This is a genomic window from Paraburkholderia terricola (assembly GCF_003330825.1).
Classification (GTDB): domain Bacteria; phylum Pseudomonadota; class Gammaproteobacteria; order Burkholderiales; family Burkholderiaceae; genus Paraburkholderia; species Paraburkholderia terricola.
This window is the reverse complement of record NZ_CP024941.1, coordinates 262,347-286,035: the sequence shown is the minus strand read 5'-3', so window position 1 is coordinate 286,035 and position 23,689 is coordinate 262,347. Positions and strand designations below refer to the sequence as shown.

The following is a 23,689-nucleotide window of genomic DNA, read 5'->3' as shown; positions in this document are numbered from 1 at the left end:
GGCGCCTGCTTTTGCGTCTCGCTCGTGGCCGTTTTTTGCCGGCGCATCTTGATACGCTGCGTAGGCTGCGCGCCGCCGCGCCTCAGGAATTCTCGTCGTCCGACGCAGCGCCGCGGGCCGACTTTTGCGGCCGCCCACTCCACGGATCCGCTCCGCCGAAGTCGGGCGCGCGCCGCTCGCGCAGCGAACTCACGCCTTCGCGCACATCCGGCCCGGCAAACCCCATGAACTCCAGCGCGAGCGACGTATCGAACGCCGGCCCCGCCGAGCGCAGCCAGTTGTTCAACGCATACTTGGTCCAGCGAATCGCCGTTTGCGAGCCGTCGGCCAGTTTGCGCGCGACCTCGAAGGCCTTGGGCAGCAGATCGTTTTCGTCGACCGCGAGCGATACGAGGCCGATCCGCTCCGCTTCCGCGCCGCTCACCGGCTCGCACAGCATCAGGTAATACTTCGCTTTCGCCATGCCGCACAGCAGCGGCCAGACGATCGCCGCGTGATCGCCGGCGGCGACGCCCAGACGCGTATGCCCGTCGATGATGCGCGCCGTCTTCGCCGCGATCGAGATATCGGCGAGCAGGCCCGCCACGAGCCCCGCGCCGACCGCCGGGCCGTGCATCGCCGAGACGATCGGCTTGCTGCAGTTGATGACGTTGTAGACCAGATCGCGTGCCTCGCGCCACACGCGCGCGCGCACGTCGAAATCGGTCGCCATGTCCTCGACCAGTTGCAGATCGCCGCCCGCCGAAAAGCCCTTGCCTTCGCCGCGAATGATCGCGACACGCACTTGAGGATCCCGATCGATGTCGCGCCAGATTTCGGCGAGCTCGAAATGCATCCGCGCGTCGGCGGTGGCGAGTGCGCTGCGGTTCGCGCCCTCGCCGCTCATCACGACTTCGAGCACGCCGTGCGGATGGCGGTGCAATTGAAGCGCCTGGTAGTGCGCGTAATGCGCGTCGTTGCGATAGGGTGCGTGAGACATGGCAGGTAATCCGTCGATCGATGCATCGGTTGAAACCGCTGCGCTAAAAACCCGTTCAGCGCGACTGATAAACCCACTTCGCGTTTCTGATTTCGACCATCACGCGCGCTCGTTGATCGAGCCCGAGGTGGTCGGTGGCGCTCATGTTGACCACGCCGTTGGTGTCCGCGAGACCGCGCGTGCCTTCGAGCGCATCGCGCAGCGCGCGACGAAACTCCGGCGTGCCCGGCGCGGCCGTCTTCAGCGCGACCGGCACGGCGTTGCTGAGCAGCATGCCCGCGTCCCACGTGTACGAACCGAACGCCGACACGCTGCCCGGTCCGCGCAGCGCTTCGAAGCGCGCGATGTAGTCGAGCGCGAGGCGTTTCGCGGGATGATCGGCCGGCAATTGCGCGGCCACCAGCACCGGGCTGGCGGGCAGGAACGTGCCGTTGCAATCGGCGCCGCACACGCGCAGGAAGTCGTTGTTGCCGACGCCGTGATTGTGATAGATCAGCCCTTTGTAGCCGCGTTCCCTGAGCGTCTTCGGCGGCAACGCGGCGGGCGTGCCGGCGGCGCCCACCACCACCGCGTCGGGCTTCGTCGCGAGAATCTTGAGGACCTGGCCGGTCACGCTCGGATCGGTGCGGTTGAAACGCTCGCTCGCGACCACGTTGATGCGATGCAACTGCGCGAACTTCGCGACCTCGACGTAGAACGTCTCGCCGAGCGCGTCGGCCTGGCCGATGAACGCAATCGTCTTGACGCCACGCGTGCTGGCGTGTTCGGCGATGGCCGAGGCCATCATCGCGTCCGTCTGCGGCGTCTTGAAGACCCAATGGCGCCTGGCGTCGACGGGCTCGATGATTTTCGCCGACGACGCAAGCGAGATCATCGGCGTTTCGCCGTCGGCGACCACGTCGATCATCGACAGCGAATTCGGCGTGATCGAGGAGCCGATGATCGCGTCGACGCGATTCTCCGAAATCAGCTTCTTGGTGTCCTGCACCGCCTGGGTGGTGTCGGACGCGTCGTCGAGCACGATGTATTCGACGCTCTGGCCGCCGATCTGTCTGGGCAGCAGCGTGGCCGTGTCACGGGCGGGAATGCCGAGCGATGCGGCCGGTCCGGTCAGCGACAACACGAGGCCGATCTTTACCTGCGCGAGCGCCAGGGCGGGCCATGACGCGGCGAGCGCGGCGCTGAGTCCGGCGGCGATACGCTGAAGCGCAAGACGCGATTTGCCCATGCGGGCTTTCGTGGCGCGAGCGTCTCCGGTTGCAGGTTCAAGGGATTCAAGTCGCGGCATGCTGTCTCCTCACGTCGGTCTTTCGTTTTTTGATGTACTGCCGATGTCGTGCTGCTTTTTTTGCGGCTTGTTTGCTGATTGTTTGTACCGCGCGCGCCGACGCTCGCGATGAACGGCGGCGGGCCACCCCGAGGCATGCGGCCGCGCCAGTCAGTGTAGCGGCGCGCCGGGGCCGCGGCATCGGGCGAAACCCTTTCGCCGCTTCAATCCAGCGGCGCGATGCCCTGGTCGATCGAACCGAAAATCGACTTGCCGGCTTCATCGAACATTTCGATCTTCACGGTATCGCCGTAGCGCATGAACTCGGTTTGCGGCGCGCCGTGCTCGATGGTCTCCAGGCAGCGCTTTTCGGCGATACAGCAGTAGCCGCGCTTCGCATCCTTGTTCGACACCGTGCCCGAACCGACGATCGTCCCGGCGCGCAGATTGCGCGTTTTCGCCGCGTGCGCGATCAACTGGCCGAAGTGAAACACCATGTCGGTGCCCGCGTCCGGCTGGCCGACCTTCTTGCCGTTCCAGTGGACGATCATCGGCCGATGCACGCGGCCTTCGCGCCAATGTTCGCCGAGTTCGTCGGGCGTTACGGCGACCGGCGCGAACGAGGTGGCCGGCTTGCTCTGGAAAAAGCCGAAGCCTTTCGCCAGTTCGGCGGGAATCAGATTGCGCAGCGAGACGTCGTTCGCGAGCGTGATCAGACGCACGCTTCTGAGCGCCTGGTCGGGCGTGGCGCCCATCGGCACGTCGGTCGTGATCACGGCGAGTTCCGCCTCGAAGTCGATGCCGAACGCTTCCGACGCGCACAGCACATCGTCTTTCGGGCCGATGAAGTCGTCGCTGCCGCCTTGATACATCAGCGGATCGGTCCAGAACTCGGGCGGCATTTCCGCGCCGCGCGCGCGCCGCACCAGCTCGACATGGTTCACATACGACGACCCGTCGGCCCATTGGAATGCGCGCGGCAGCGGCGCCATGCATTCCTTCGCGTCGAACGCGAAGGTGTTGCGCGCGCGGCCCTGATTGAGCGCTTCGTAAAGTTCCTGCAATTGCGGCGCGTAGAAGGTCCAGTCGTCGAGCACGCGCTGCAACGTGGGCGCGATCGCGTCGGCGATGGCCGCGGTATGCAGGTCGCGCGACACGACGATCAGTTGGCCGTCGCGCGTGCCGTCCTTCAGCGTGGCAAGTTTCATAGGGGAGTGAACCGTGTTGGTGACGATGGAAGGAATCTATTCTACGATGGTGAATCGGCGCGGCCCAAGCGACTGCAGGTTTCGGCCGCGAGCCACGCCGATCAAGGCACCTTTCTCACCGTCGTTTAAACGCGCTCCGTGCGCCTCGCTCATGCCTCCAACTGCCCGCTCCGGCGCGATTCACAGCAACGCCGACTCCGCTGAGCCGCTCGATACGCCCGAAACCGACGACGAAAGCGTCGAGACCGGCGAGGAAAAACTGCGCTCGGGCATTCAGTCGATCGAAGTCGGTTTCCGCTTGCTCGACGTGCTGACCCACGAGCCGCGCGCCATGATGCTGCGCGATCTGGCGCAACGCGCCGGCATGAGCCCGGCGAAGGCGCATCGCTATCTGGTGAGTTTTCTGCGCCTTGGCGTGGTCGCGCAGGATCCGCTGTCGGGTCGCTACGAACTGGGCGGCTTCGCGTTGCAATTGGGGCTTGCTCGGCTCGCGCGCGTCGACGGCGTGAAGCTCGCGCGCATTGCGCTGGCCGAACTGCGCGAGCGGCTCGACCTGACAGTGGGCATCGCGGTCTGGGGCAATCAGGGACCCACAATGGTTCACTGGATGGAATCGAGCCATCCGGCCAAGGCATCGCTGAAACTCGGCGACGTCATGCCGTTGCTCGGCTCCGCGACCGGTCTGCTGTTTGCCGCGTATCTGCCGTCGAGCAAGACGGCGGCGATGCTCGAACGCGAACTGGCCGATTCGCGCCGCTCGTCCCATATGGGCGGGCCGCGCACGCACGAAGAGGTCGAGCGTGTGCTCGCCGACGTGCGGCGGCATGAAGCGGCACGCGTGGAAGGCATGCTGCTGCCGACCATCCACGCCTTCTGCATGCCGGTGTTCGACTCCACCGGCGAACTCGCGCTCGGCATCGTGGCGCTGGGCCATGAGGGTGCGTTCGATATCCGCTGGGGCGGCGAGATCGATACGGCGTTGCGCGAATGCGCGCAGAAGCTCTCGTATGAGTTGGGGTATAGTGCGACGCCCCGCTAGGGTTCGAGCCCGCGCGGCATAAGGTCGGCACGCTGACGTTGCCAGCTTGACGCGATTCGATGCCTTCGGCGTGGGTGCGATTTCGCCGTCGCGGAACATCGTTTGCGGCGGCGCGGTCGAATCCGTTCGCTGCCGGCCTCGCGGCTCGGCGGGCCGATGCGGCCCGCCAGTTCTTCGCGGCATTTTGCGGCGGCATTCGGCGGCGGTTTTTGCGGCGGTTTTTCACGGTAGCCGCCGCGCACATGCCCACAGGCGTTGTCCAATCCCGACACTTCCTTCCGCACGCATTCATCGCCAAAAAATGGCCTCACCCTTCACCGCACGCCGCCGCTCCGACCGCCTGCCGCCCGCCGCGCAGCGCGCCGGCTCGCGCGCGTGGCGGTGGATTGCGGCTCTCGTGCTGGTGGCCGTTCTGCACTGGATCGCCGCGCAATGGTTCGAGCGCAACCGCGCGACGCTGAATCCGTCGGATAACGAGCATGTCCCCGTGCAGGTCGCGCTGCTGACGCCTGAACGCATCGAGCGGAAACCGGCCGCCGCGCAGCAAGCACCAACACCCGCGCCGACGCATAAGGCAGTTCCGAGCAAGCCGCGCGAACATGTGCTGACGGCGTTGCAGCCGGCGACGCAAGCTCCGGCTGCTGCATCGGACACCGCGGCAAGCGCCCCCAATGCGAACGCAAATGCGAACTCCAATGCGGGTGCCAGCGGCGCCGGTGCAGCCAGCGCGCCCGCAGGCGCGAGCGCACCGCAAGCATCACCGGGCGTGAAGTTCTCCGTTCCGCCATCCGGCGAACTGCAATACGACACGTTCTACAACGGCGTGCGTAACCAGCCCGGCACGATCCACTGGTCCAGCAGCGCGCAAAACTACGAAATGGTCGTCTCCGTGCCGTTGCCGTTCGTCGGCACATTCGTCTATTCGAGCCACGGCCGCATCGACGCATTCGGCCTCGCGCCGGATCAGTACGTCGAAAAACGCGGCCGCCGCGCGGAAGACATTTCGATCTTCAATCGCGTCGACAAAAAGATCGCCTTTACGCGCACGCCGACCACACTGCCGCTGCCCGACGGCGCGCAAGACCGTTTCAGCATGGTGATGCAGCTTGCGAGCCTGGTGCGTGGCGATCCCGCCGCCTACCAACCGGGCGTGACGCGGCAATTCTTCGTGGCCGACAGCGATAGCGGCGAAAACTGGCCGGTCGAGACGATCGGCGACGAAACCATCCGCACCGCTCAGGGCTACCTCGATACGCGCCATTTCAAACGCCTGCCCCGCCGCGAGGGCGACCGGCGCCGCATCGACGTGTGGCTCGCGCCTTCGCTCGGCTGGCTTCCCGCGAGAATCCTGCAGACCGAGCCGAACGGCACGCAATTCGAACTGGTGTGGCGCGGCAAGCTCGACGCCAATGGTGCCGTCGGTTCGTCGAATGCGGGAGGAGCCAATGGTATTGGCGATGGCCGCACAGCGTCGCCTGATGATTCGGCGAGCCCGCCGCCTTCAGGCACGTCAGCGGTTCCGTCCGGGCCGGGGCCGGAACCCGCGCCACCCGCTCCCGCCGATTCGTCCGATCCCGCCAATAACCCAGGCATCATCAAGCCCTGAAAGCCTGGGACCCGAGCACGGTCTCGAGCAAATCGCGAAACTTCCGCGTCAACGCTCGCTCGCACAAACAGTTCCGACCGTTTGCGCGGCGCTGAGTATGATGTGGTAACGGCGTGTCGTCCGACGCCCGCTACAGCGCGCGAATGGATCCTTCTACTGCGTTCCCTTCAAGGAGCCCGTATGCAAGTGAACATCAACGGCATCGAGACGCGCTATGTGCTGAGCAATGAGGGCGGCGGCCCCTGGCTCACGTTCATCCACCAGCTCGGCGGCGACCTGTCCGTGTGGGACCAGCTCGCCGGCTATTTCCGCGACGACTACACCGTGCTGCGCTACGACCTGCGCGGTCACGGAGAAACCGCGGTCTCGAGCGAACCCTTCACCATCGCCGATCTTTCGCGCGACCTCGCCGCGCTGCTCGATGCGCTCGACGCACCTCGCACGCATCTGGTCGGCATGTCGATGGGCGGCATGGTCGCGCAACAATTCGCACTGGACTACCCTTCGCGCGTCGATACGTTGACCGTTGCCGACAGCACGGGCGGGACGCCGCCCGAGGGCCGCGCGCTTTTCGATCAACGCGCCGCCGCGGCCCGCCACGACGGGATGGCGCCGCTGGTATCCGCCACACTGAGCCGCTGGCTGACGCCCGGCTTTCAGGCCGCGCACCCCGAAGCGGTCGAACAGATCAGCGAGGTACTGAGCCATACGTTGCCGGAAGGCTACGCCAAGGCGTGCGAAGCCCTGCGCGATTTCGACGTACGCAGTAAGCTGGGAGCCATACGTTGTCCAACCTTGACCGTGGCGGGCCGCCACGACACGGGCACGCCGCCTGCTGCGACACAGGCGGTAGCAGACGCCATCGAAGGCGCGCAGTTCGAACTACTCGACGCCGCTCATCTTGCGCCTGTCGAGCAAGCTCACCGTTTTGCTGCACTGCTTGAAACGTTTCTTGAAAGACCGGTCTAACCGGTAGGTTCGGAACCTTTAGGAGCGTCAATCCCGGACCCACCCCTTGAATTCCACACCACAAGCTCCAGATATGGCGCAGGAACGGCCAGGAGCCAACGGAAATAAGGAGTGTCGCCATGCAAATGATCTATAACAGCCCCAACTATTGTGTCGTCGAGTTTCCGCCGCAGGAAGGTCCGCTGGCCATGAAGTCGGGTGGCTATGAGATCGTCGATAAAAACATGCAGCGCGAAATTTACATCGACGGTGCAATGGCGGCGCGTTTTCGCGAGCACGTGCAAAAGCTGATCGAAGAGGAACCGTCGCTGGACGAAGTAGACGAATTTCTCGGCCAGTTCGACAGCCTGATGCATCAACCGGTCATTCTTCACTAACCGCAGGGTTCGGCTCAACGTTTTTGGCGACCTACATCGACCGCGCCGTCCGGCTCCGCCGGCGGCCCTTATAAGGCGGTCAGCAGCATGAAACGGCCCAGCAGGCTTTTGCCTTGCTGGGCCGTTTTGTTATCCGCGCGGCGCATGCCCCGATTGCGGGCATGGTTGCTCCGGCCCGCGCCCGGCGGAACCGGGCAGCAGCGGCTACAATGACAGGCTCCCGAGAAAAGCCGGCGCAAGCCCAAGTCCGCCATGAACCAGCCTGCTCAAATTGCCCCGTCAGCCCGTCCCGACGCCGCCTACACGCGCGGCGCGGCGCTGCCCGCGCTGCTCAAGTCGCGCATTCTGATCCTGGACGGCGCAATGGGCACGATGATCCAGCGTTACAAGCTCGACGAAGCCCGCTATCGCGGCGAGCGCTTCAAGGACTATGGGCGCGACATCAAGGGCAACAACGAGCTGCTGTCGATCACGCAACCGCAGATCATCCGCGAGATTCACGAGCAATACCTGGCCGCGGGCGCGGACATCATCGAAACGAACACGTTCGGCGCGACCACGGTAGCGCAAGCCGACTACGGCATGGAAGCGCTTGCAGTCGAGATGAATCTCGAGTCGGCCAAGCTCGCGCGCGCGGCGTGCGACAAGTATTCGACGCCCGACAAGCCGCGCTTCGTCGCCGGCGCGATCGGGCCCACGCCCAAGACGGCGAGCATTTCGCCCGACGTGAACGATCCTGGTGCACGCAACGTTACCTTCGACGAATTGCGCACGGCGTACTACGAACAGGCCAAGGCCTTGCTCGACGGCGGCGCGGATCTGTTCCTCGTCGAAACGATCTTCGACACGCTCAATGCGAAGGCCGCGTTGTTCGCGCTCGACGAGCTGTTTGAAAACACCGGCGAGCGTCTGCCGATCATGATTTCGGGCACCGTCACCGACGCGTCGGGGCGCATTCTCTCGGGGCAGACCGTCGAGGCGTTCTGGAACTCGCTGCGTCACGCCAAACCGCTCACGTTCGGCCTGAACTGCGCGTTGGGCGCGGCGCTGATGCGCCCGTACATCGCCGAACTGGCGAAGCTGTGCGACACCTACGTGTCGTGCTATCCGAACGCGGGCTTGCCGAACCCGATGAGCGACACCGGCTTCGACGAATTGCCCGCCGATACCTCCGGGCTGCTCAAGGAATTCGCGCAGGCGGGCCTCGTGAATATCGCCGGCGGCTGCTGCGGCACGACGCCGGAGCATATCGCGGCGATCGCCAAGGCGCTGGCTGAAGTGAAGCCGCGCCAATGGCCGACGCAGTACCGCGACGCAGCCTGAAAACGGCGGCCCGGATTCCGGGCCGCCGCTTCCCGCCATCGAAACAGACGCATCAATCGCCCGCAAATCACTCGCACCTACGCCATGACCGATCACACCATGCGCCTTGCCGGCCTCGAGCCGTTCAACGTCACCTCCGGGACGCTCTTCATCAACGTCGGTGAACGCACCAACGTGACGGGCTCCAAGGCGTTCGCGCGAATGATCCTGAACGACCAGTTCGACGAAGCGGTCGCGGTCGCGCGTCAGCAGGTGGAAAACGGCGCGCAGGTCATCGACGTCAACATGGACGAGGCGATGCTCGATTCGAAAGCGGCGATGGTGCGCTTCATGAATCTGATCGCGTCGGAGCCGGACATCGCGCGCGTGCCGATCATGATCGACTCGTCGAAGTGGGAAGTGATCGAAGCGGGCCTGAAGTGCGTGCAAGGCAAGGCGATCGTCAACTCGATCTCGCTGAAGGAAGGCGAGGAAGCGTTCCGCCATCACGCGAACCTGATTCGCCGCTATGGCGCGGCCGCCGTGGTCATGGCGTTCGACGAGCAAGGCCAGGCCGATACGTTCGAGCGCAAGACGCAAATCTGCAAGCGCTCGTACGACTTCCTCGTGAACGAAGTGGGCTTCCCGCCCGAAGACATCATCTTCGATCCGAACATCTTCGCGATCGCAACGGGTATCGAAGAGCACAACAACTACGCCGTCGATTTCATCAACGCCACGCGCTGGATCAAGCAGAACCTGCCGTATGCGAAGGTGAGCGGCGGCGTGTCGAACGTGTCGTTCTCGTTCCGCGGCAACGATCCGGTGCGTGAAGCGATCCACACCGTGTTCCTCTACCACGCGATCCAGGCCGGCATGGACATGGGCATCGTCAACGCCGGGCAACTCGGCGTGTATGCCGAGCTCGACCCCGAGTTGCGCGAGCGCGTGGAAGACGTCGTGTTGAACCGCCGCGAAGACGGCACCGACCGTCTGCTCGAAATCGCCGACAAGTTCAAGACCGGCGCCGCGAAGAAGGAAGAGAACCTCGAATGGCGCAATCAGCCGGTCGAGAAGCGTCTGTCGCATGCGCTGGTGCACGGCATCACCAACTTCATCGTCGAAGACACCGAGGAAGTGCGCGCGAAAATCGCCGCGGCGGGTGGCCGGCCGATCAACGTGATCGAAGGTCCGCTGATGGACGGCATGAACGTCGTCGGCGATCTGTTCGGCCAGGGCAAGATGTTCCTGCCGCAAGTGGTGAAGTCGGCGCGCGTGATGAAGCAGGCGGTCGCGCACCTGATTCCGTACATCGAGGAAGAAAAGAAGCAGTTGGCCGCCGCCGGCGGCGACGTGCGCGCGAAGGGCAAAATCGTCATCGCCACCGTCAAGGGCGACGTGCACGACATCGGCAAGAACATCGTGTCGGTGGTGCTTCAGTGCAATAACTTCGAAGTGGTCAACATGGGCGTGATGGTCCCGTGCAACGACATTCTTGCGAGAGCAAAGGTCGAGGGCGCGGACATCATCGGCCTCTCGGGGCTCATCACGCCGAGCCTGGAAGAGATGGCCTACGTCGCGTCCGAAATGCAGCGCGACGATCATTTCCGCATCAAGAAGATACCGCTTTTGATCGGCGGCGCGACCACGTCGCGCGTGCACACCGCCGTGAAGATCGCGCCGCATTACGAAGGCCCGGTGGTGTACGTGCCGGACGCGTCGCGCTCGGTGTCGGTGGCGTCGAGCCTGCTCTCCGACGAAGGCGCGGCGAAGTACGTCGACGAACTCAAGGCCGACTACGACCGTATCCGCCTTCAGCACGCCAACAAGAAAGCGCTGCCGATGGTCACGCTCGCCGAAGCCCGTGCGAACAAAACCAAAGTGGATTGGGCGAGCTATCAACCGGTCAAGCCCAAGTTCATCGGTCGCCGCATGTTCAAGAACTTCGATCTGAACGAACTCGCGAACTATATCGACTGGGGTCCGTTCTTCCAGACCTGGGACCTGGCCGGCCCGTACCCCGCGATCCTGAACGACGAGATCGTCGGCGAATCGGCGCGGCGTGTGTTCTCCGACGGCAAGTCGATGCTCGCGCGCCTGATCCAGGGCCGCTGGCTGCAAGCCAACGGCGTGATCGCGCTGCTGCCGGCCAACACGGTGAACGACGACGACATCGAAATCTACACGGACGAATCACGCTCGCAAGTCGCGCTGACCTGGCGCAACCTGCGTCAGCAAAGCGTGCGGCCGGTGGTGGACGGCGTGATGCGGCCGAACCGGTCGCTTGCCGACTTCATCGCGCCGAAGGATTCGGGCGTGGCCGACTACATCGGCATGTTCGCGGTCACGGCGGGCCTCGGCGTGGACGTGAAGGAAAAGCAGTTCGAAAAGGATCACGACGACTACAGCGCGATCATGCTCAAGGCGCTCGCCGACCGCTTCGCCGAAGCCTTTGCCGAGGCGCTGCATGCGCGCGTGCGGCGCGATCTGTGGGGCTACGCGAACGCCGAAACGCTTTCCAACGACGAACTGATCGCGGAAAAGTATCGCGGCATCCGCCCGGCGCCCGGCTATCCGGCGTGCCCGGACCACCTGGTGAAGCGCGATATGTTCGACGTGCTGCAAGCCAATGAAATCGGCATGACCGTGACCGAATCGCTCGCCATGCTGCCGGCGGCGAGCGTCTCCGGCTTCTATCTGGCGCATCCCGACAGCACCTATTTCTCGGTCGGCAAGATCGGTCAGGATCAACTCGAAGACTACGCACAGCGCATGTCGTTGTCGAAGGCCGATGCCGAACGGGCTCTCGCACCATTGCTCTAGGCACGGCGTGGCGTGGCGTGGCGTCAAACCCACTATATCGGGCGGGAAACACTGAATATTTGCGGCGGCGTAATTTTCGTCTTTGTAGACTGAATTGCTTTTACCGCCAGACGCGGCCGAAAAACGCGTCGGCTCATCTAATTGCAATCGTCGACGGAGAGAATCATATGAAGAAGCTGACGCTGTTATTGACTGCAGTTTCCCTTGCCTTGGGCGCCCCGGCGGTGTTGGCCCAGCCTGCCGCTCCCGGCGGCTCCAGCGCGGTCAGCTCGTATTCGCCGCCCACCGTGAAGCACGTCAAGAAACCCAGGAAGCAGAAAATGAAGAAGGGTGCGTCGGCGCCGGCAGCGGCCCCGGCGGAGGCCGCCAGCCAGTAAGCAGCGCACGCCGGCCGGTTGTTCGCGTCCGGTAAACACAAGAGCCCGCACTCAGCGGGCTCTTTTCATTGGCACACCGGCGTCAGCGGCGCAAAGCGCGCCGTCACCGACATCGCGCCGGGATCACAGACCCCACACGATATCCGCGTTTTCCTTCTGCGCCGCGCGCAGCATGTCGAGGAACGGGTACGCGCGCTGCGCGAGTCCCGGCGGAATTTCATGATGCTCGTGACCTTCCTCGCCTTCATGGAAATGGCCGTCGTGCTCGGCGCGTTCCTGCTTGTCGATGGTGATGGCCGCTTCGAGTTTCGCGATCGCCACGCCCAGTTCATCATGGGCAACGACGCCCCGCTCGCCAAGGCGTTTACCGATGATGCCGACCAGATACTGTGCGAGGTTCTCCAGCATCACCACGTCGGGGCAGGCGCGGCATTTGAAAGTAATCAGCATGTCTGTTCCCTTTTTCGTTATGTTGGATCGACGCGCGAGCGGCTCGTGGACGACTGCCGGCGCGCGTTACGTTAGCCCGCCGATCAGGCGCGGCGGCCACGGCCCTTGCCGGGCATCTCATTGAACATATTAGCACCTGCTAAAATCCGTCTGGACGGAAAAGCGCGCCGCCATGCGCCGCGCGCGGCATGGCGCAGGTAGCGCGGCTGGGCCCGGTTGGCCCACCCCGCTTAGGCGCCGCGTGCAACGGCAAGCGGTTGTTGCCACCGCTTGCTGCCCGCCGCGCAGCCCTTGCATGTCGCCGCACGCCGCGCTCACCGCGACGCAGGCAATGTGCCCCGTGGCGCCGCTAATGTGCCCGGCGCGCCCGGCAAATCCGGGCGGGCACATCGCCGCTTTCCACGCTTCTGACGAACCGGCTGCGCCCGTCGCGCGGCCGGTGCCTCTTCCGCATCACCGGATTGCCTCACTGGACTCGCAACAAGCATGCTGCCCGCACATAAACACACTCTCGAAACACTGCTCGCCGATACGGTGAAGCAGGTGGCGCAAGCCTCCCAAGGCGCGACCGAAGCCGCTTTCGTGTCGCCCACCATCACGCTGGAGCGTCCCAAGGTCGCCGCGCACGGCGACGTCGCGTGCAACGTGGCGATGCAACTCGCCAAGCCGCTGCGCGCCAATCCGCGCCAACTGGCGCAACAGATCGTCGACGCGCTGCTCGCGCAGCCGCGCGCCCTGGGTCTGATCGAAACCGCCGAAGTGGCCGGCCCCGGCTTCATCAACCTGCGCCTCGCGGCTGCCGCGAAGCAGGCGGTGATCGCCGCCGTGTTCGCGGAGAAAGAGACGTTTGGCCGCTCGTCACGCGACGCCGGCAAGCACGTGCTGATCGAATTCGTTTCGGCCAACCCCACGGGCCCGCTGCATGTCGGCCACGGCCGCCAGGCCGCGCTCGGCGACGCGCTTTCGAACGTGCTGGCCTCGCAAGGCTGGGACGTGCATCGCGAGTTCTACTACAACGACGCCGGCGTGCAGATCCACACGCTCGCGCTGTCCACGCAGGCGCGCGCCCGCGGCCTCGCCCCCGGCGATGCGGGCTGGCCGGCTTCGGCATACAACGGCGAGTACATCGCCGACATCGCGAAAGACTATCTGAACGGCGTCACGGTGGCGGCGAGCGACGGCGAGCCGGTCACCGGCGCGGGCGACGTCGAAAATCTCGAAGCGATCCGCCGGTTCGCGGTCGCCTATCTGCGCCGCGAGCAGGACATGGACTTGCAGGCCTTCGGCGTGAAGTTCGACCAGTACTATCTGGAGTCGTCGCTATACACGGAAGGCCGCGTCGAGAAAACCGTCGAGGCGCTGATCGCCGCCGGCAAGACCTACGAGCAGGAAGGCGCGCTGTGGCTGCGCACCACCGACGACGGCGACGACAAGGACCGCGTGATGCGCAAGACCGACGGCACCTACACGTACTTCGTGCCGGACGTCGCCTATCACGTCGCCAAGTGGGAACGCGGCTTCACCAAGGTCATCAACATCCAGGGCTCCGACCACCACGGCACGATCGCGCGCGTGCGCGCCGGTCTGCAAGGTCTCGGCGTCGGCATTCCGAATGGCTACCCCGATTACGTCCTGCACAAAATGGTCACGGTGATGCGCAACGGCGAGGAGGTGAAGATCTCGAAGCGCGCCGGCAGTTATGTGACGGTGCGCGACCTGATCGAATGGTCGGGCGGCGCGACGCCGGGCACGGAAGCCGCCGTCGACCTGATCGACGAAGAGACGATTCGCCGCGGCCGCGACGCCGTGCGCTTCTTCCTGATCTCGCGCAAGGCCGATACGGAATTCGTGTTCGACATCGACCTCGCGTTGAAACAGAATGACGAAAACCCGGTGCATTACGTGCAATATGCGCACGCGCGAATCTGCTCGGTCATCGCCGAATGCAAGGCGCGCTACGGCATGGACGAAAGCACGCTCGCCAACGTGAACGTCGCGCCGCTCACCAGCGAACGCGCCATGGCCTTGCTGAACAAGCTCGCCGAATTCCCCGACATGCTGCAACACGCGGCCGACGAACTCGCGCCGCACGCGGTCGCGTTCTACCTGCGCGACCTCGCCGGGGAATTCCACTCGTTCTACAATGACAGAGCCGAGCGCGTGCTGGTCGACGATGCAGCCGAACGCAATGCACGCGTCGCGCTGCTCGCGGCCACGCGCCAGGTGTTGGCCAACGGTCTCGCGACGATCGGCGTCTCCGCTCCCGTCAAGATGTAAGTCCTCCGGCGCAACATGCATGCGGCCGTCGCTATAATCGGCGGCCGTTCCAGGATTCTTTTCGTAGGTGATTCATACGATGGCAAAACCACGCCGCACAACAAAGCAATCGAAACAAACCGGGGGGACTTTTCTCGGCATCGTGCTGGGCCTGATCGTCGGCCTTGCGATCGCGGTAGTGGTGGCGCTGTATATCACCCGTGCGCCTACGCCGTTCGTCTCGAAGGTGGCGCCGCCCGCGGCGTCCGATGCCGGCGCGAGCCAGCCGCAGCAATACGATCCGAACCGTCCGCTGCAAGGCAAGACGCCGGGCCAGCCGGTGCCGCAAGCCGCGCAACCCGCACCGCCGAACACCGCGCCCGGCGCGACCAACGCGCAGACCCAGTCGGGCATGCTGGAAGAACCGCAAATCGTCGAAGTGCCGCCGTCCAATGCCAATAACGGCAATGCGAACGGCACGGCGATCGCGCCGAAGCCCGCCCCGGACAACGGCACGGCAACGGCGCCCGTGAAGAAGCCGGGCGAGAGCGCGCCGAGCGCGACCGCCGCGGGCTCCGCGCCGAAGAGCACGTCATCGGCCACGACCGCCAACGCCAAGCCCGGTTCGGGCGCGGCGCCGGCGCCGGGCGATGCGAACACCGGCTACTTCCTGCAAGTGGGCGCCTACAAGACCGCCGCCGACGCCGAGCAACAGCGCGCGCGTCTCGCGTTCCAGGGTTTTGAATCGAAGGTCACGCAGCGCGATGCGGGCGGTGTCACGTACTATCGCGTGCGCATCGGGCCGTTCTCCAAGTTCGAGGACATGAATTCGAGCCGTCAGCGTCTGTCCGACGCGGGCGTGGATACCGCCGTGATCCGCTTTACGAAACAATGAAGCAACACGCCAATCACCAATAAACCTTGATTTGCCGGAGCGCGCCGCCGATGAACTATCGGCGAACGGCGCGTGTCACAGGCAACGGAACACTGAAAACGTTCAACGCCGATTCACAAACGGTGACGGGCATTGCGTGGCGCCACCGCTTTACCGCCTACTTGGGTCATCAACACATGAAAAAACTGCTGAGCATTCTGTTCCTTTCGCTGGGCCTCATCGCCGCCGCGGCGCATGCCGCGCCCGCCACGCCGGTGTCGGGCAAGGACTACACCGTGCTGTCCACGGCGCAACCCACCGACGTGCCGGCCGGCAAGATCGAAGTCATCGAGTTCTTCTGGTACGGCTGCCCGCACTGCAATGAATTCGGCCCGTACCTCGACGGCTGGGTGAAGAAGCAAGGCCCGGACGTGGTGTTCAAGCGCGTGCCGGTTGCCTTCCGCGACGACTTCATTCCGCATTCGAAGATGTTCCACGCGCTCGAAGCACTCGGCCTCAGTGAGAAACTCACGCCGACGATCTTCAAGGAAATCCACGTCAACAAGAACTACCTGCTGACGCCGGAAGATCAGGCCAAATTCCTCGCGAAGAACGGCGTCGATCCGAAGAAGTACATGGAAGCGTACAACTCGTTCTCGACGCAAAGCGCGCTGCAAAAAGACAAGAAGATGCTCGAAAGCTACAAGATCGAAGGCGTGCCGACGCTGGCGGTGCAGGGCAAGTATGAGACGGGTCCGGCCGCGACCAACAGCCTGACGGGCACGCTCGACGTCCTCGACTACCTGGTGCAGCAGGTCCGCGCCAAGAAGATGTAATGTCCGAGGCGCCGGAATGAGTTCACCGTTGAAGGTCTTCATTACCGGCGCGTCGAGCGGCATCGGCCTCGCGCTCGCCGCCGAATATGCGCGGCGCGGCGCGATTCTCGGCCTCGTCGCCCGCCGCGGCGACGCGCTCGCGGCTTTCCAGCAGTCCCATCCCCAAAACGCTGTCTCTATCTACGCCGTCGACGTTCGCGACGCCGAGGCGCTCGCCGAGGCGGCCACGCGCTTCATCGCGCAGCATGGCTTGCCGGACGTCGTGATCGCCAACGCCGGGATCAGCCGCGGCGCGCTCACCGGCCACGGCGACCTGCGCACGTTCCGCGAAGTGATGGATATCAATTACTTCGGCATGGTCGCGACCTTCGAGCCGTTCGCCGCCGCGATGGTCGCCGCGAAACGCGGCACGCTGGTCGGCATCGCCAGCGTCGCGGGCGTGCGCGGCTTGCCGGGGTCGGGCGCGTACAGCGCGTCGAAGTCGGCGGCGCAAAAGTACCTGGAAGCGTTGCGCGTCGAGATGCGGCCGCACGGCGTGGGCGTGGTCACCATCGCGCCCGGCTATATCCGCACGCCGATGACCGAGCACAACCCGTACACCATGCCGTTCCTGATGAACGCCGACCGTTTCGCGGTGAAGGTTGCCGGGGCGATCGAGCGTCAAACCGCCTTTGCGGTGTTTCCGTGGCAAATGCGCATCGCGGCGATGCTGCTGCATGTGCTGCCGCGCTGGCTCTACGACCGCGTTTTCGAACGCGCGCCGCGCAAGCCGCGCGCCGTCACCGAGTAGGCCATGGAGAACAGTGCGGTCGATGCAGCCGGCGTCGCGCACGAACCGGCGAGCGCCGAGGCGCGCATCGTCTCGCTGGTGCCGAGCATCACTGAACTGCTGTTTGCCTTGGGATTGGACAGGCAGATCGTCGGGCGCACCGGTTTTTGCGTGCATCCGCGTGAGAAGGTACGCCAGGTGCGCAAGGTAGGCGGCACCAAGGCCGTGAATATCGACGCCGTTCGCGCGTTGCGCCCTACCCATCTGATCGTCAATGTCGACGAAAACGAGCGCGATACCGTCGACCAGTTGCGCGCGTTCGTGCCGCATATCGTCGTCACGCATCCGCGCACGCCGCGAGACAATCAATCGCTCTACACGCTGCTGGGTGCGATTTTCAGCCGTGAAGAGGAAGCGCGGCGCCTGAGCGACGCGCTCGAAAACCGCCTGCATGAAGCCGCAGCGCATACGTTTCCCACGCAAAACGTGCTGTATCTGATCTGGCGTGAGCCGTGGATGAGCGTCGCGCGCGATACCTATATCGCCGCCATGCTGCGGCTCGTCAACTGGCGCACGCTGCCCGATGTGCGAGGCGGTGCGGCGGGCGCCGCTCGCTATCCCGTGCTCACCACGCTCGACTTCGACCATGCTCCGTGGCTTGCCGATGTCGATCGCATTCTGCTGTCCAGCGAACCCTATCGCTTCACGCAAGCGCATTGCGATGCATTGAAACGCGATCCGCGGCTGGCGAGGAAGCGTATCGAACTGATCGATGGCGAACTGGTGTCGTGGTACGGCGTGCGCGCGATCGAGGGCATCGACTATCTGATGCAACGCGCCGCGCGGGGATAAGCGCCGCTGTCCCGCCGTCCCGCCGTCCCGCCGTCCATATGGATATGTGGATTAAGTGGTTGTCGCCGCCAGCACCCTTCGATAAGCTTTCGCGAAGGCCGCGCCGCGTCGATGGAGGCGACATCCACCCATGCGGCAGCGCCGGAAACGTATCACAATCATAGAGGCGGGCGTCGGCTACCCTTGACGACCCGCCACCCGCCACCGGAACACAAGCACACCAAGACGCACTGCCTGACCGCGCTCGTTATGGGAGATCCTATGCGCTTCAAACTGCTCGCAGCCGCCGTACTGTTCACGGCGCCCGCGCTCGTGCTCGCCAAACCGCTGACCGTCTGTACCGAGTCGAGCCCCGACGGCTTCGATGTCGTGCAGTTCAATTCGCTGGTGACGACCAATGCGTCGGCGGACGTGGTCTTCAACTCGCTGGTCTCATACGACGAGGCCACGAAGAAGGTGGTGCCGGCGCTGGCCGACAAGTGGGAGGTGAGCGCCGACGGCCTCGCCTACACGTTCCATCTGCGTCCGAACGTGCAGTTCCAGACCACCGATTACTTCAAGCCCACTCGCACGCTGAATGCCGACGACGTGGTGTTCACGTTCGACCGCATGCTCAACGACAGCAATCCGTGGCACAAGGTGGCGGGCGCGAGCGGCTTTCCGCATGCGCAGTCGATGGGCTTGCCCAAGCTCATCAAGGCGGTCACCAAGGTCGACGACAGCACCGTCAAGTTCGAGTTGAACGCGCCGGACGCGACCTTCGTTCCGATCCTGACAATGGGTTTCGCGTCGATCTATTCGGCTGAATACGCCGATCAATTGCTCAAGGCCGGCAAGCAGGTCGATCTGAACGCGAAGCCGATCGGCACCGGCCCGTTCGTACTGAAGAGCTATACGAAAGACGCGGTGATTCGCTACGACGTGAACCCGACCTACTGGGGTCCCAAGCCGAAGATCGATCGCCTGATCTACGCGATCACGCCGGACGCCACCGTGCGCGCGCAGAAGGTGAAGGCGGGCGAATGCCAGATCGCCCTGTCGCCGAAGCCGCAGGATCTCGCCGACGCGAAAACCGACAAGTCGCTGGATATCGTCAAGACGCCCGCCTTCATGACCGCGTTCGTCGCGTTGAACACGCAGAAAAAGCCGCTCGACAACCAGAAGGTGCGCGCCGCGCTGAACATGGCGTTCGATCGCACCACGTATCTCAAGACAGTGTTCGACAATACCGCCACGCCGGCCGTGAACCCGTATCCGCCGAACACGTGGAGCTACGACAAGGCGGTGAAGGCGTGGCCGTACGATCCGGCGAAAGCGAAGAAGCTGCTCGCGGACGCGGGTTTCCCGAACGGCTTCGAAACGACGATCTGGGTGCGTCCGAACGGCAGCGTGCTGAACCCGAATCCGAAGGCCGGCGCCGAACTGCTGCAGGCCGACTTCGCGAAGATCGGCGTGAAGGCGGACGTGAAGGTGATCGAATGGGGCGAACTCATCAAGCAGGCGAAGCAAGGCCAGCATGATTCGCTGTTCATGGGCTGGGCCGGCGACAACGGCGACCCGGACAACTATCTGTCGCCGCTCTTCAGTTGCAACGCGGTGAAGTCGGGCATCAACTTCGCGCGCTTCTGCAATGAGGACCTCGACAAGCTGATCGCGGACGGCAAGGCCACGCCGGACCAGGCCAAGCGTGCGAAGGCGTATGAACAGGCACAGCAGATCATCCACGACCAGGCGCTGTGGATTCCGCTCGGTTATCCGACCGCGGCGGCGATCACGCGCACGAACGTGAGCGGTTATCACGTGAGCCCGTTTGGCCGGCAGAACTTCGGCACGGTGGCCGTGCAGTAATACCGCTTAGGCTTGAACGAAACCGCATGAAAAAGCCCGGTTGCGAAAGCACCGGGCTTTTTTCATCAAAAGGTTGAAGGGTAAAACCGATCAAGCCGCAAACCGGATCACGCCATCCGAAGCCTGCGTGCGCTTCAACGTGCCCGCGAGCCACAGCAGATGCAAGTGCGCCAAGGCTTCACCCATCGCAAACGTCATCTGGTGGATGTCGAGCTGGCGTTTGAACATCAGCGGCACGATATCCGCTGCGCTTTGCGGTTTTTCGGCGCACGCCTCGCGCACTTCGGCGAGGCGCGCGTCGTGATGCTCGCGCAGTTGCCTGATGCGCGTGCGCACGCCGCGAAACGGCTTGCCATGCGACGGCAGCACCAGCGTCTCTTCAGGCATCGTCTCGTAACGGCCGAGCGATTCCAGATACAGCGCGAGCGGCGAGCCTTCCGGCTCGATGTCGAACACCGACACGTTGGTCGAAATGCGCGGCAGCACCATGTCGCCGGAGATCAGCACGCCGGTCTCCTCGCAGTGCAGCGCGCAGTGCTCCGGCGAATGGCCGAAGCCCGTCACCACCCGCCACGTCTTGCCGCCGATCCTCACGCCGTCCGCTTCGCGCAAACGGCGGTATTGGCCGGGAATCGCCGGCACGAGGCTCGCGTAATAGCTCTTGCGGGCGCGCAGCTTGTCCAGCGACGCTTCGTCGGTCACGCCGTGCCGCGCGAAGTGACGCGCCGCGCCCTCGCCGCCCGCATTCGAGCCGTCGCCGGCCGCCATCACGCGCGCTTGCATGTACTCGCCGAGCGTCATCCATAGCCGGGCGTCCCAGCGTTGCTTGTCGCCGCCGGCGCACACCCAGTGCGCGAGACCGATGTGATCCGGGTGGCAATGCGTGACGATCACGCGCAGCACCGGCAGGCCGTCGAGCACCGAGTCGAATACTCTCTCCCAGTTCTCCTTGATCGCGTCCGACGTAATGCCGCAATCGACCACCGTCCAACCCGGCTGACCGTCGATCTCATCGCGCAACAGCCACAGGTTGATATGGTCCAGCGCGAAGGGTAGCGGCATGCGCAGCCAGAACACGCCGGGCGCGACTTCCATCGCGTGGCCGGCTTCCGGCAAGCTGTCGTTGAACGGATAGTCGAGTTGATGTTCGAGTGCATTCATTGCGGGTGTCTTCCTCCGTCGGCCGTCCGGCATGGCGAGGTATGCGATGCCGGGCGGCGTGGTTGCGGCCCGGTTGGGGCATGCCGGTGCCGTATTGCGCCTGGTTGCGTTTCGCTCAAGTTGACGATAACGTTAACGTTGATTCTATCGTCCAATCCAACTTTCTGCCCGGCCACGGCATGCCCCGATGAACACGCAATACACGATCACCGAGCTCGCGCGGGAATTCGACGTCACGCCGCGCGCCATCCGCTTCTACGAAGACCAGGGTTTACTCTCGCCAAGCCGCGAAGGATCGAGCGGCTTGCGCCGCGTCTATTCAGGCCGCGACCGAACGCGCCTCAAGCTCACGCTGCGCGGCAAACGGCTCGGCTTCACGCTGTCGGAGATCCGCGATCTGCTGGACGTGTACGAATCGCCGACCGACACCGTCGCGCAATTGCACGCGTTCCTCGCCACGGTCGCGCGCCATCGCGAAGTGCTCGAACGTCAACTGGAAGACCTGAACGCGACGCTCGAAGACCTCGCGCAATACGAAACCCAGGCGCGCGCGCTGCTGGAAAGCGGCACACGCGAAGCCAGGCCCGCATGAAAGCGGACCACGCAAATTTTTTTGCCGGCAGTTGAGCCGATTAAGGCATGCCAAACTGACGCATTGAGCGGAGATAGCCGGAAAGTCGGCGAACGCCCGCGAAAATGCACGCCGGGCGCGGCATGCGCCAAGGCATGAGTCGAGCGGCGCGATGCGTCGCGGGCCCACCCGGACGATACAATCACGGGTGTCTTCACGACATGGGACGAATGCACGGTCGACATGAATCACTTCCCCAAACTGTTGTCGTCGCAGATCGGCTTTGACGTCGCCCAGACGATGCTCGAAGGATTCGAGCGCCACTACCGCATCTTTCGCGAGGCCGCGGTCCATGCCAAGACGCTGTTCGAACGCGGCGACTGGCACGGCCTGCAAAAACTCGCGCGCGATCGCATTACGTCATACGACGATCGCGTCGAGGAATGCGTCGAACTGCTGCAAGACGAATACGACGCGGAAAATATCGACAGCGATGTGTGGCAGCAGATCAAGCTGCACTACATCGGCCTTCTGACCACGCACCGCCAGCCCGAGTGCGCGGAGACGTTCTTCAATTCAGTCTGCTGCAAGATCCTGCATCGCTCGTATTTCAACAACGCCTTCATTTTCGTGCGGCCGGCGATCTCGACCGAATACATCGAGAACGACGAACCGGCCGCGAAGCCGACGTATCGCGCGTATTACCCCGGCAAGGACGGTCTTGCCGCCACGCTCGAGCGCATCGTCACGAACTTTCAACTGGAGACGCCGTTCGAGGATCTGACACGCGACGTCGGCTGCGTGATGCAGGCGATTCACGACGCCTTCGGCGTATTCGACGAAGCGCCCAACTTCCAGATTCACGTGCTCTCGTCGCTGTTCTTCCGCAACAAGTCGGCGTATATCGTCGGGCGGATCATCAACGGCGATTTGCTGTTGCCGTTCGCGGTGCCGCTGCGTCATGTGAGGCCGGGCGTGCTCGCGCTCGACACGGTGCTGCTCAAGCGCGATCAGTTGCTGATCATCTTCAGCTTCTCGCACTCGTATTTCCTCGTGGATATGGAAGTGCCGTCCGCTTACGTGGAGTTTCTCGGCACGATCATGCCGGGCAAGCCGAAGGCGGAAATCTATACCTCGGTGGGCTTGCAGAAGCAGGGCAAGAATCTGTTCTATCGCGATCTGCTGCATCACCTGTCGCATTCCAGCGACCAGTTCATCGTCGCGCCCGGCATCAAGGGGCTCGTGATGCTGGTGTTCACGCTGCCGTCTTTCCCATACGTATTCAAGCTGATCAAGGACAGCTTCCCGCCGCCGAAGGAAACCACGCGCGCGCAGATCCAGGAGAAGTATCAGCTCGTCAAGCGGCACGACCGTTTGGGCCGCATGGCCGACACGCTCGAATATTCGAGCGTCGCGCTGCCGCGCTCGCGGCTCGATGAAGCGCTCGTGCGCGAACTCGAAAAGGAAGTGCCGTCGCTGCTCGAATACGACGGCGAGAACCTCGTGATCCGCCATATGTATATCGAGCGCCGCATGGTGCCGCTCAATCTGTTCCTGCAACACGGCTCCGACGAGGACGTCGATCACGGCATCAAGGAATACGGCAACGCGATCAAGGAACTGATGCAGGCGAACATTTTTCCGGGCGACATGCTGTACAAGAACTTCGGCGTGACGCGTCACGGCCGCGTCGTGTTCTACGACTACGATGAAATCGAATACCTGACCGACTGCAACGTGCGCGCGGTGCCCACGCCGCGCAACGAGGAAGACGAAATGTCGGGCGAGCCGTGGTACTCGGTCGGCGTGCACGACATTTTCCCGGAGACGTATGGCACGTTCCTGCTCGGCGACCCGCGCGTGCGCCGTTCCTTCATGCGGCATCACGCGGACTTTTTCGATCCCGCGCTGTGGCAGCGGCACAAGGATCATCTACTGAAAGGCGAACTGCCGGACTTTTTCCCGTACGACAGCAGTGTGCGCTTTTGCATCCGCTATCCGGAACGCTTCGCCGATGCTGCGAAAGCACCGGCCCCATCAGACGCAACGGACGCGCAAGCCGACGAGCGCAGCGTGCGGGTGGCGTGAACATCCTGCGCCGTCCGCATTGCTGAACGCATCGTCC

Annotated in this window: 20 protein-coding genes; 15 read left to right on the top strand and 5 right to left on the bottom strand. The window is 64.0% G+C overall.

Going from position 1 to position 23,689, the window contains the following annotated elements; translation table 11 throughout:
- Positions 1 to 82 precede the first annotated feature (82 nt).
- The 3 genes from CUJ90_RS01275 to CUJ90_RS01265 all read right to left on the bottom strand — a co-directional run bounded on the left by CUJ90_RS01275 (position 83) and on the right by CUJ90_RS01265 (position 3,454).
- Complete coding sequence (locus CUJ90_RS01275) at positions 83 to 979, bottom strand: enoyl-CoA hydratase/isomerase family protein (RefSeq protein WP_114161798.1); 897 nt, start codon at positions 977 to 979, stop codon at positions 83 to 85.
- A gap of 55 nt (positions 980 to 1,034) precedes the next feature.
- The gene (locus CUJ90_RS01270) at positions 1,035 to 2,207 is read right to left on the bottom strand and encodes an ABC transporter substrate-binding protein (RefSeq protein ID WP_244219951.1); all 1,173 of its coding nucleotides are present in this window, start codon (positions 2,205 to 2,207) and stop codon (positions 1,035 to 1,037) included.
- A 263-nt stretch (positions 2,208 to 2,470) separates the two neighbouring features.
- Positions 2,471 to 3,454 (bottom strand): fumarylacetoacetate hydrolase family protein, encoded by a 984-nt coding sequence (locus tag CUJ90_RS01265; RefSeq protein ID WP_083084788.1) that lies wholly within the window; start codon positions 3,452 to 3,454, stop codon positions 2,471 to 2,473.
- 19 nt (positions 3,455 to 3,473) lie between these two features.
- Here CUJ90_RS01265 and CUJ90_RS01260 point away from each other — a divergent pair, with 19 nt between their 5' ends.
- The 7 genes from CUJ90_RS01260 (at position 3,474) to CUJ90_RS01225 (ending at position 11,947) form a co-directional block, all read left to right on the top strand.
- The gene (locus tag CUJ90_RS01260) at positions 3,474 to 4,493 is read left to right on the top strand and encodes an IclR family transcriptional regulator (RefSeq protein WP_412534863.1); all 1,020 of its coding nucleotides are present in this window, start codon (positions 3,474 to 3,476) and stop codon (positions 4,491 to 4,493) included.
- A gap of 301 nt (positions 4,494 to 4,794) precedes the next feature.
- Entirely contained in the window at positions 4,795 to 6,099 is a 1,305-nt protein-coding gene (locus tag CUJ90_RS01250; protein WP_114161795.1) for a DUF3108 domain-containing protein, read from the top strand.
- A 180-nt stretch (positions 6,100 to 6,279) separates the two neighbouring features.
- A complete protein-coding gene (locus CUJ90_RS01245; protein ID WP_114161794.1) occupies positions 6,280 to 7,068 on the top strand; it encodes an alpha/beta fold hydrolase in 789 nt (262 codons plus the stop codon).
- Between the two features lie 119 nt (positions 7,069 to 7,187).
- On the top strand, positions 7,188 to 7,445 hold the full coding sequence (locus tag CUJ90_RS01240; RefSeq protein ID WP_007179533.1) for a BTH_I0359 family protein: 258 nt from the start codon (positions 7,188 to 7,190) through the stop codon (positions 7,443 to 7,445).
- A gap of 252 nt (positions 7,446 to 7,697) precedes the next feature.
- Complete coding sequence (locus CUJ90_RS01235) at positions 7,698 to 8,768, top strand: homocysteine S-methyltransferase family protein (protein WP_073429315.1); 1,071 nt, start codon at positions 7,698 to 7,700, stop codon at positions 8,766 to 8,768.
- Between the two features lie 84 nt (positions 8,769 to 8,852).
- Entirely contained in the window at positions 8,853 to 11,570 is a 2,718-nt protein-coding gene (gene metH / locus CUJ90_RS01230) for a methionine synthase (protein WP_114161793.1), read from the top strand.
- A gap of 167 nt (positions 11,571 to 11,737) precedes the next feature.
- Complete coding sequence (locus CUJ90_RS01225; protein ID WP_073429313.1) at positions 11,738 to 11,947, top strand: acid-shock protein; 210 nt, start codon at positions 11,738 to 11,740, stop codon at positions 11,945 to 11,947.
- A 123-nt stretch (positions 11,948 to 12,070) separates the two neighbouring features.
- Here the strand turns inward: CUJ90_RS01225 and CUJ90_RS01220 are convergent, their stop codons facing one another.
- Positions 12,071 to 12,397, bottom strand: coding sequence for a DUF1840 domain-containing protein (locus CUJ90_RS01220; protein ID WP_073429312.1), 327 nt, complete (start codon positions 12,395 to 12,397; stop codon positions 12,071 to 12,073).
- A gap of 486 nt (positions 12,398 to 12,883) precedes the next feature.
- Here CUJ90_RS01220 and argS point away from each other — a divergent pair, with 486 nt between their 5' ends.
- The 6 genes from argS (at position 12,884) to CUJ90_RS01190 (ending at position 19,832) form a co-directional block, all read left to right on the top strand.
- Positions 12,884 to 14,674 (top strand): arginine--tRNA ligase, encoded by a 1,791-nt coding sequence (gene argS, locus CUJ90_RS01215; RefSeq protein WP_114161792.1) that lies wholly within the window; start codon positions 12,884 to 12,886, stop codon positions 14,672 to 14,674.
- 79 nt (positions 14,675 to 14,753) lie between these two features.
- Positions 14,754 to 15,548, top strand: coding sequence for an SPOR domain-containing protein (locus CUJ90_RS01210; protein WP_073429310.1), 795 nt, complete (start codon positions 14,754 to 14,756; stop codon positions 15,546 to 15,548).
- Between the two features lie 176 nt (positions 15,549 to 15,724).
- Positions 15,725 to 16,363, top strand: coding sequence for a thiol:disulfide interchange protein DsbA/DsbL (locus CUJ90_RS01205; protein WP_073429446.1), 639 nt, complete (start codon positions 15,725 to 15,727; stop codon positions 16,361 to 16,363).
- 16 nt (positions 16,364 to 16,379) lie between these two features.
- A complete protein-coding gene (locus CUJ90_RS01200; RefSeq protein WP_114161791.1) occupies positions 16,380 to 17,153 on the top strand; it encodes an SDR family oxidoreductase in 774 nt (257 codons plus the stop codon).
- A gap of 3 nt (positions 17,154 to 17,156) precedes the next feature.
- A complete protein-coding gene (locus tag CUJ90_RS01195; protein WP_114161790.1) occupies positions 17,157 to 17,984 on the top strand; it encodes a helical backbone metal receptor in 828 nt (275 codons plus the stop codon).
- Positions 17,985 to 18,245: 261 nt separating this feature from the next.
- Positions 18,246 to 19,832, top strand: coding sequence for an ABC transporter substrate-binding protein (locus CUJ90_RS01190; RefSeq protein ID WP_114161789.1), 1,587 nt, complete (start codon positions 18,246 to 18,248; stop codon positions 19,830 to 19,832).
- Positions 19,833 to 19,922: 90 nt separating this feature from the next.
- Here CUJ90_RS01190 and CUJ90_RS01185 read toward each other — a convergent pair whose 3' ends face one another.
- Positions 19,923 to 20,993: an MBL fold metallo-hydrolase gene (locus tag CUJ90_RS01185; RefSeq protein WP_114161788.1), complete on the bottom strand. Its 1,071-nt coding sequence runs from the start codon at positions 20,991 to 20,993 to the stop codon at positions 19,923 to 19,925.
- A gap of 187 nt (positions 20,994 to 21,180) precedes the next feature.
- Between CUJ90_RS01185 and CUJ90_RS01180 the strand changes: the two genes are divergently transcribed.
- Positions 21,181 to 21,585 (top strand): MerR family transcriptional regulator, encoded by a 405-nt coding sequence (locus CUJ90_RS01180; protein ID WP_083084801.1) that lies wholly within the window; start codon positions 21,181 to 21,183, stop codon positions 21,583 to 21,585.
- Between the two features lie 222 nt (positions 21,586 to 21,807).
- Positions 21,808 to 23,652, top strand: coding sequence for a bifunctional isocitrate dehydrogenase kinase/phosphatase (gene aceK, locus CUJ90_RS01175; protein ID WP_114161787.1), 1,845 nt, complete (start codon positions 21,808 to 21,810; stop codon positions 23,650 to 23,652).
- The last annotated feature ends 37 nt before the right edge of the window (positions 23,653 to 23,689 follow it).

Excerpts from the sequence above, each read along its gene's own strand:
- CUJ90_RS01220 (WP_073429312.1), bottom strand. The coding sequence starts at position 12,397 with ATGCTGATTACTTTCAAATGCCGCGCCTGCCCCGACGTGGTGATGCTG.
- CUJ90_RS01265 (WP_083084788.1), bottom strand. The coding sequence starts at position 3,454 with ATGAAACTTGCCACGCTGAAGGACGGCACGCGCGACGGCCAACTGATC.
- CUJ90_RS01205 (WP_073429446.1), top strand. The coding sequence starts at position 15,725 with ATGAAAAAACTGCTGAGCATTCTGTTCCTTTCGCTGGGCCTCATCGCC.
- CUJ90_RS01180 (WP_083084801.1), top strand. The coding sequence starts at position 21,181 with ATGAACACGCAATACACGATCACCGAGCTCGCGCGGGAATTCGACGTC.
- aceK (WP_114161787.1), top strand. The coding sequence starts at position 21,808 with ATGAATCACTTCCCCAAACTGTTGTCGTCGCAGATCGGCTTTGACGTC.
- CUJ90_RS01185 (WP_114161788.1), bottom strand. The coding sequence starts at position 20,993 with ATGAATGCACTCGAACATCAACTCGACTATCCGTTCAACGACAGCTTG.
- metH (WP_114161793.1), top strand. The coding sequence starts at position 8,853 with ATGACCGATCACACCATGCGCCTTGCCGGCCTCGAGCCGTTCAACGTC.
- CUJ90_RS01270 (WP_244219951.1), bottom strand. The coding sequence starts at position 2,207 with ATGGGCAAATCGCGTCTTGCGCTTCAGCGTATCGCCGCCGGACTCAGC.
- CUJ90_RS01240 (WP_007179533.1), top strand. The coding sequence starts at position 7,188 with ATGCAAATGATCTATAACAGCCCCAACTATTGTGTCGTCGAGTTTCCG.
- argS (WP_114161792.1), top strand. The coding sequence starts at position 12,884 with ATGCTGCCCGCACATAAACACACTCTCGAAACACTGCTCGCCGATACG.
- CUJ90_RS01250 (WP_114161795.1), top strand. The coding sequence starts at position 4,795 with ATGGCCTCACCCTTCACCGCACGCCGCCGCTCCGACCGCCTGCCGCCC.
- CUJ90_RS01210 (WP_073429310.1), top strand. The coding sequence starts at position 14,754 with ATGGCAAAACCACGCCGCACAACAAAGCAATCGAAACAAACCGGGGGG.
- CUJ90_RS01225 (WP_073429313.1), top strand. The coding sequence starts at position 11,738 with ATGAAGAAGCTGACGCTGTTATTGACTGCAGTTTCCCTTGCCTTGGGC.
- CUJ90_RS01245 (WP_114161794.1), top strand. The coding sequence starts at position 6,280 with ATGCAAGTGAACATCAACGGCATCGAGACGCGCTATGTGCTGAGCAAT.
- CUJ90_RS01195 (WP_114161790.1), top strand. The coding sequence starts at position 17,157 with ATGGAGAACAGTGCGGTCGATGCAGCCGGCGTCGCGCACGAACCGGCG.
- CUJ90_RS01275 (WP_114161798.1), bottom strand. The coding sequence starts at position 979 with ATGTCTCACGCACCCTATCGCAACGACGCGCATTACGCGCACTACCAG.
- CUJ90_RS01190 (WP_114161789.1), top strand. The coding sequence starts at position 18,246 with ATGCGCTTCAAACTGCTCGCAGCCGCCGTACTGTTCACGGCGCCCGCG.
- CUJ90_RS01200 (WP_114161791.1), top strand. The coding sequence starts at position 16,380 with ATGAGTTCACCGTTGAAGGTCTTCATTACCGGCGCGTCGAGCGGCATC.
- CUJ90_RS01235 (WP_073429315.1), top strand. The coding sequence starts at position 7,698 with ATGAACCAGCCTGCTCAAATTGCCCCGTCAGCCCGTCCCGACGCCGCC.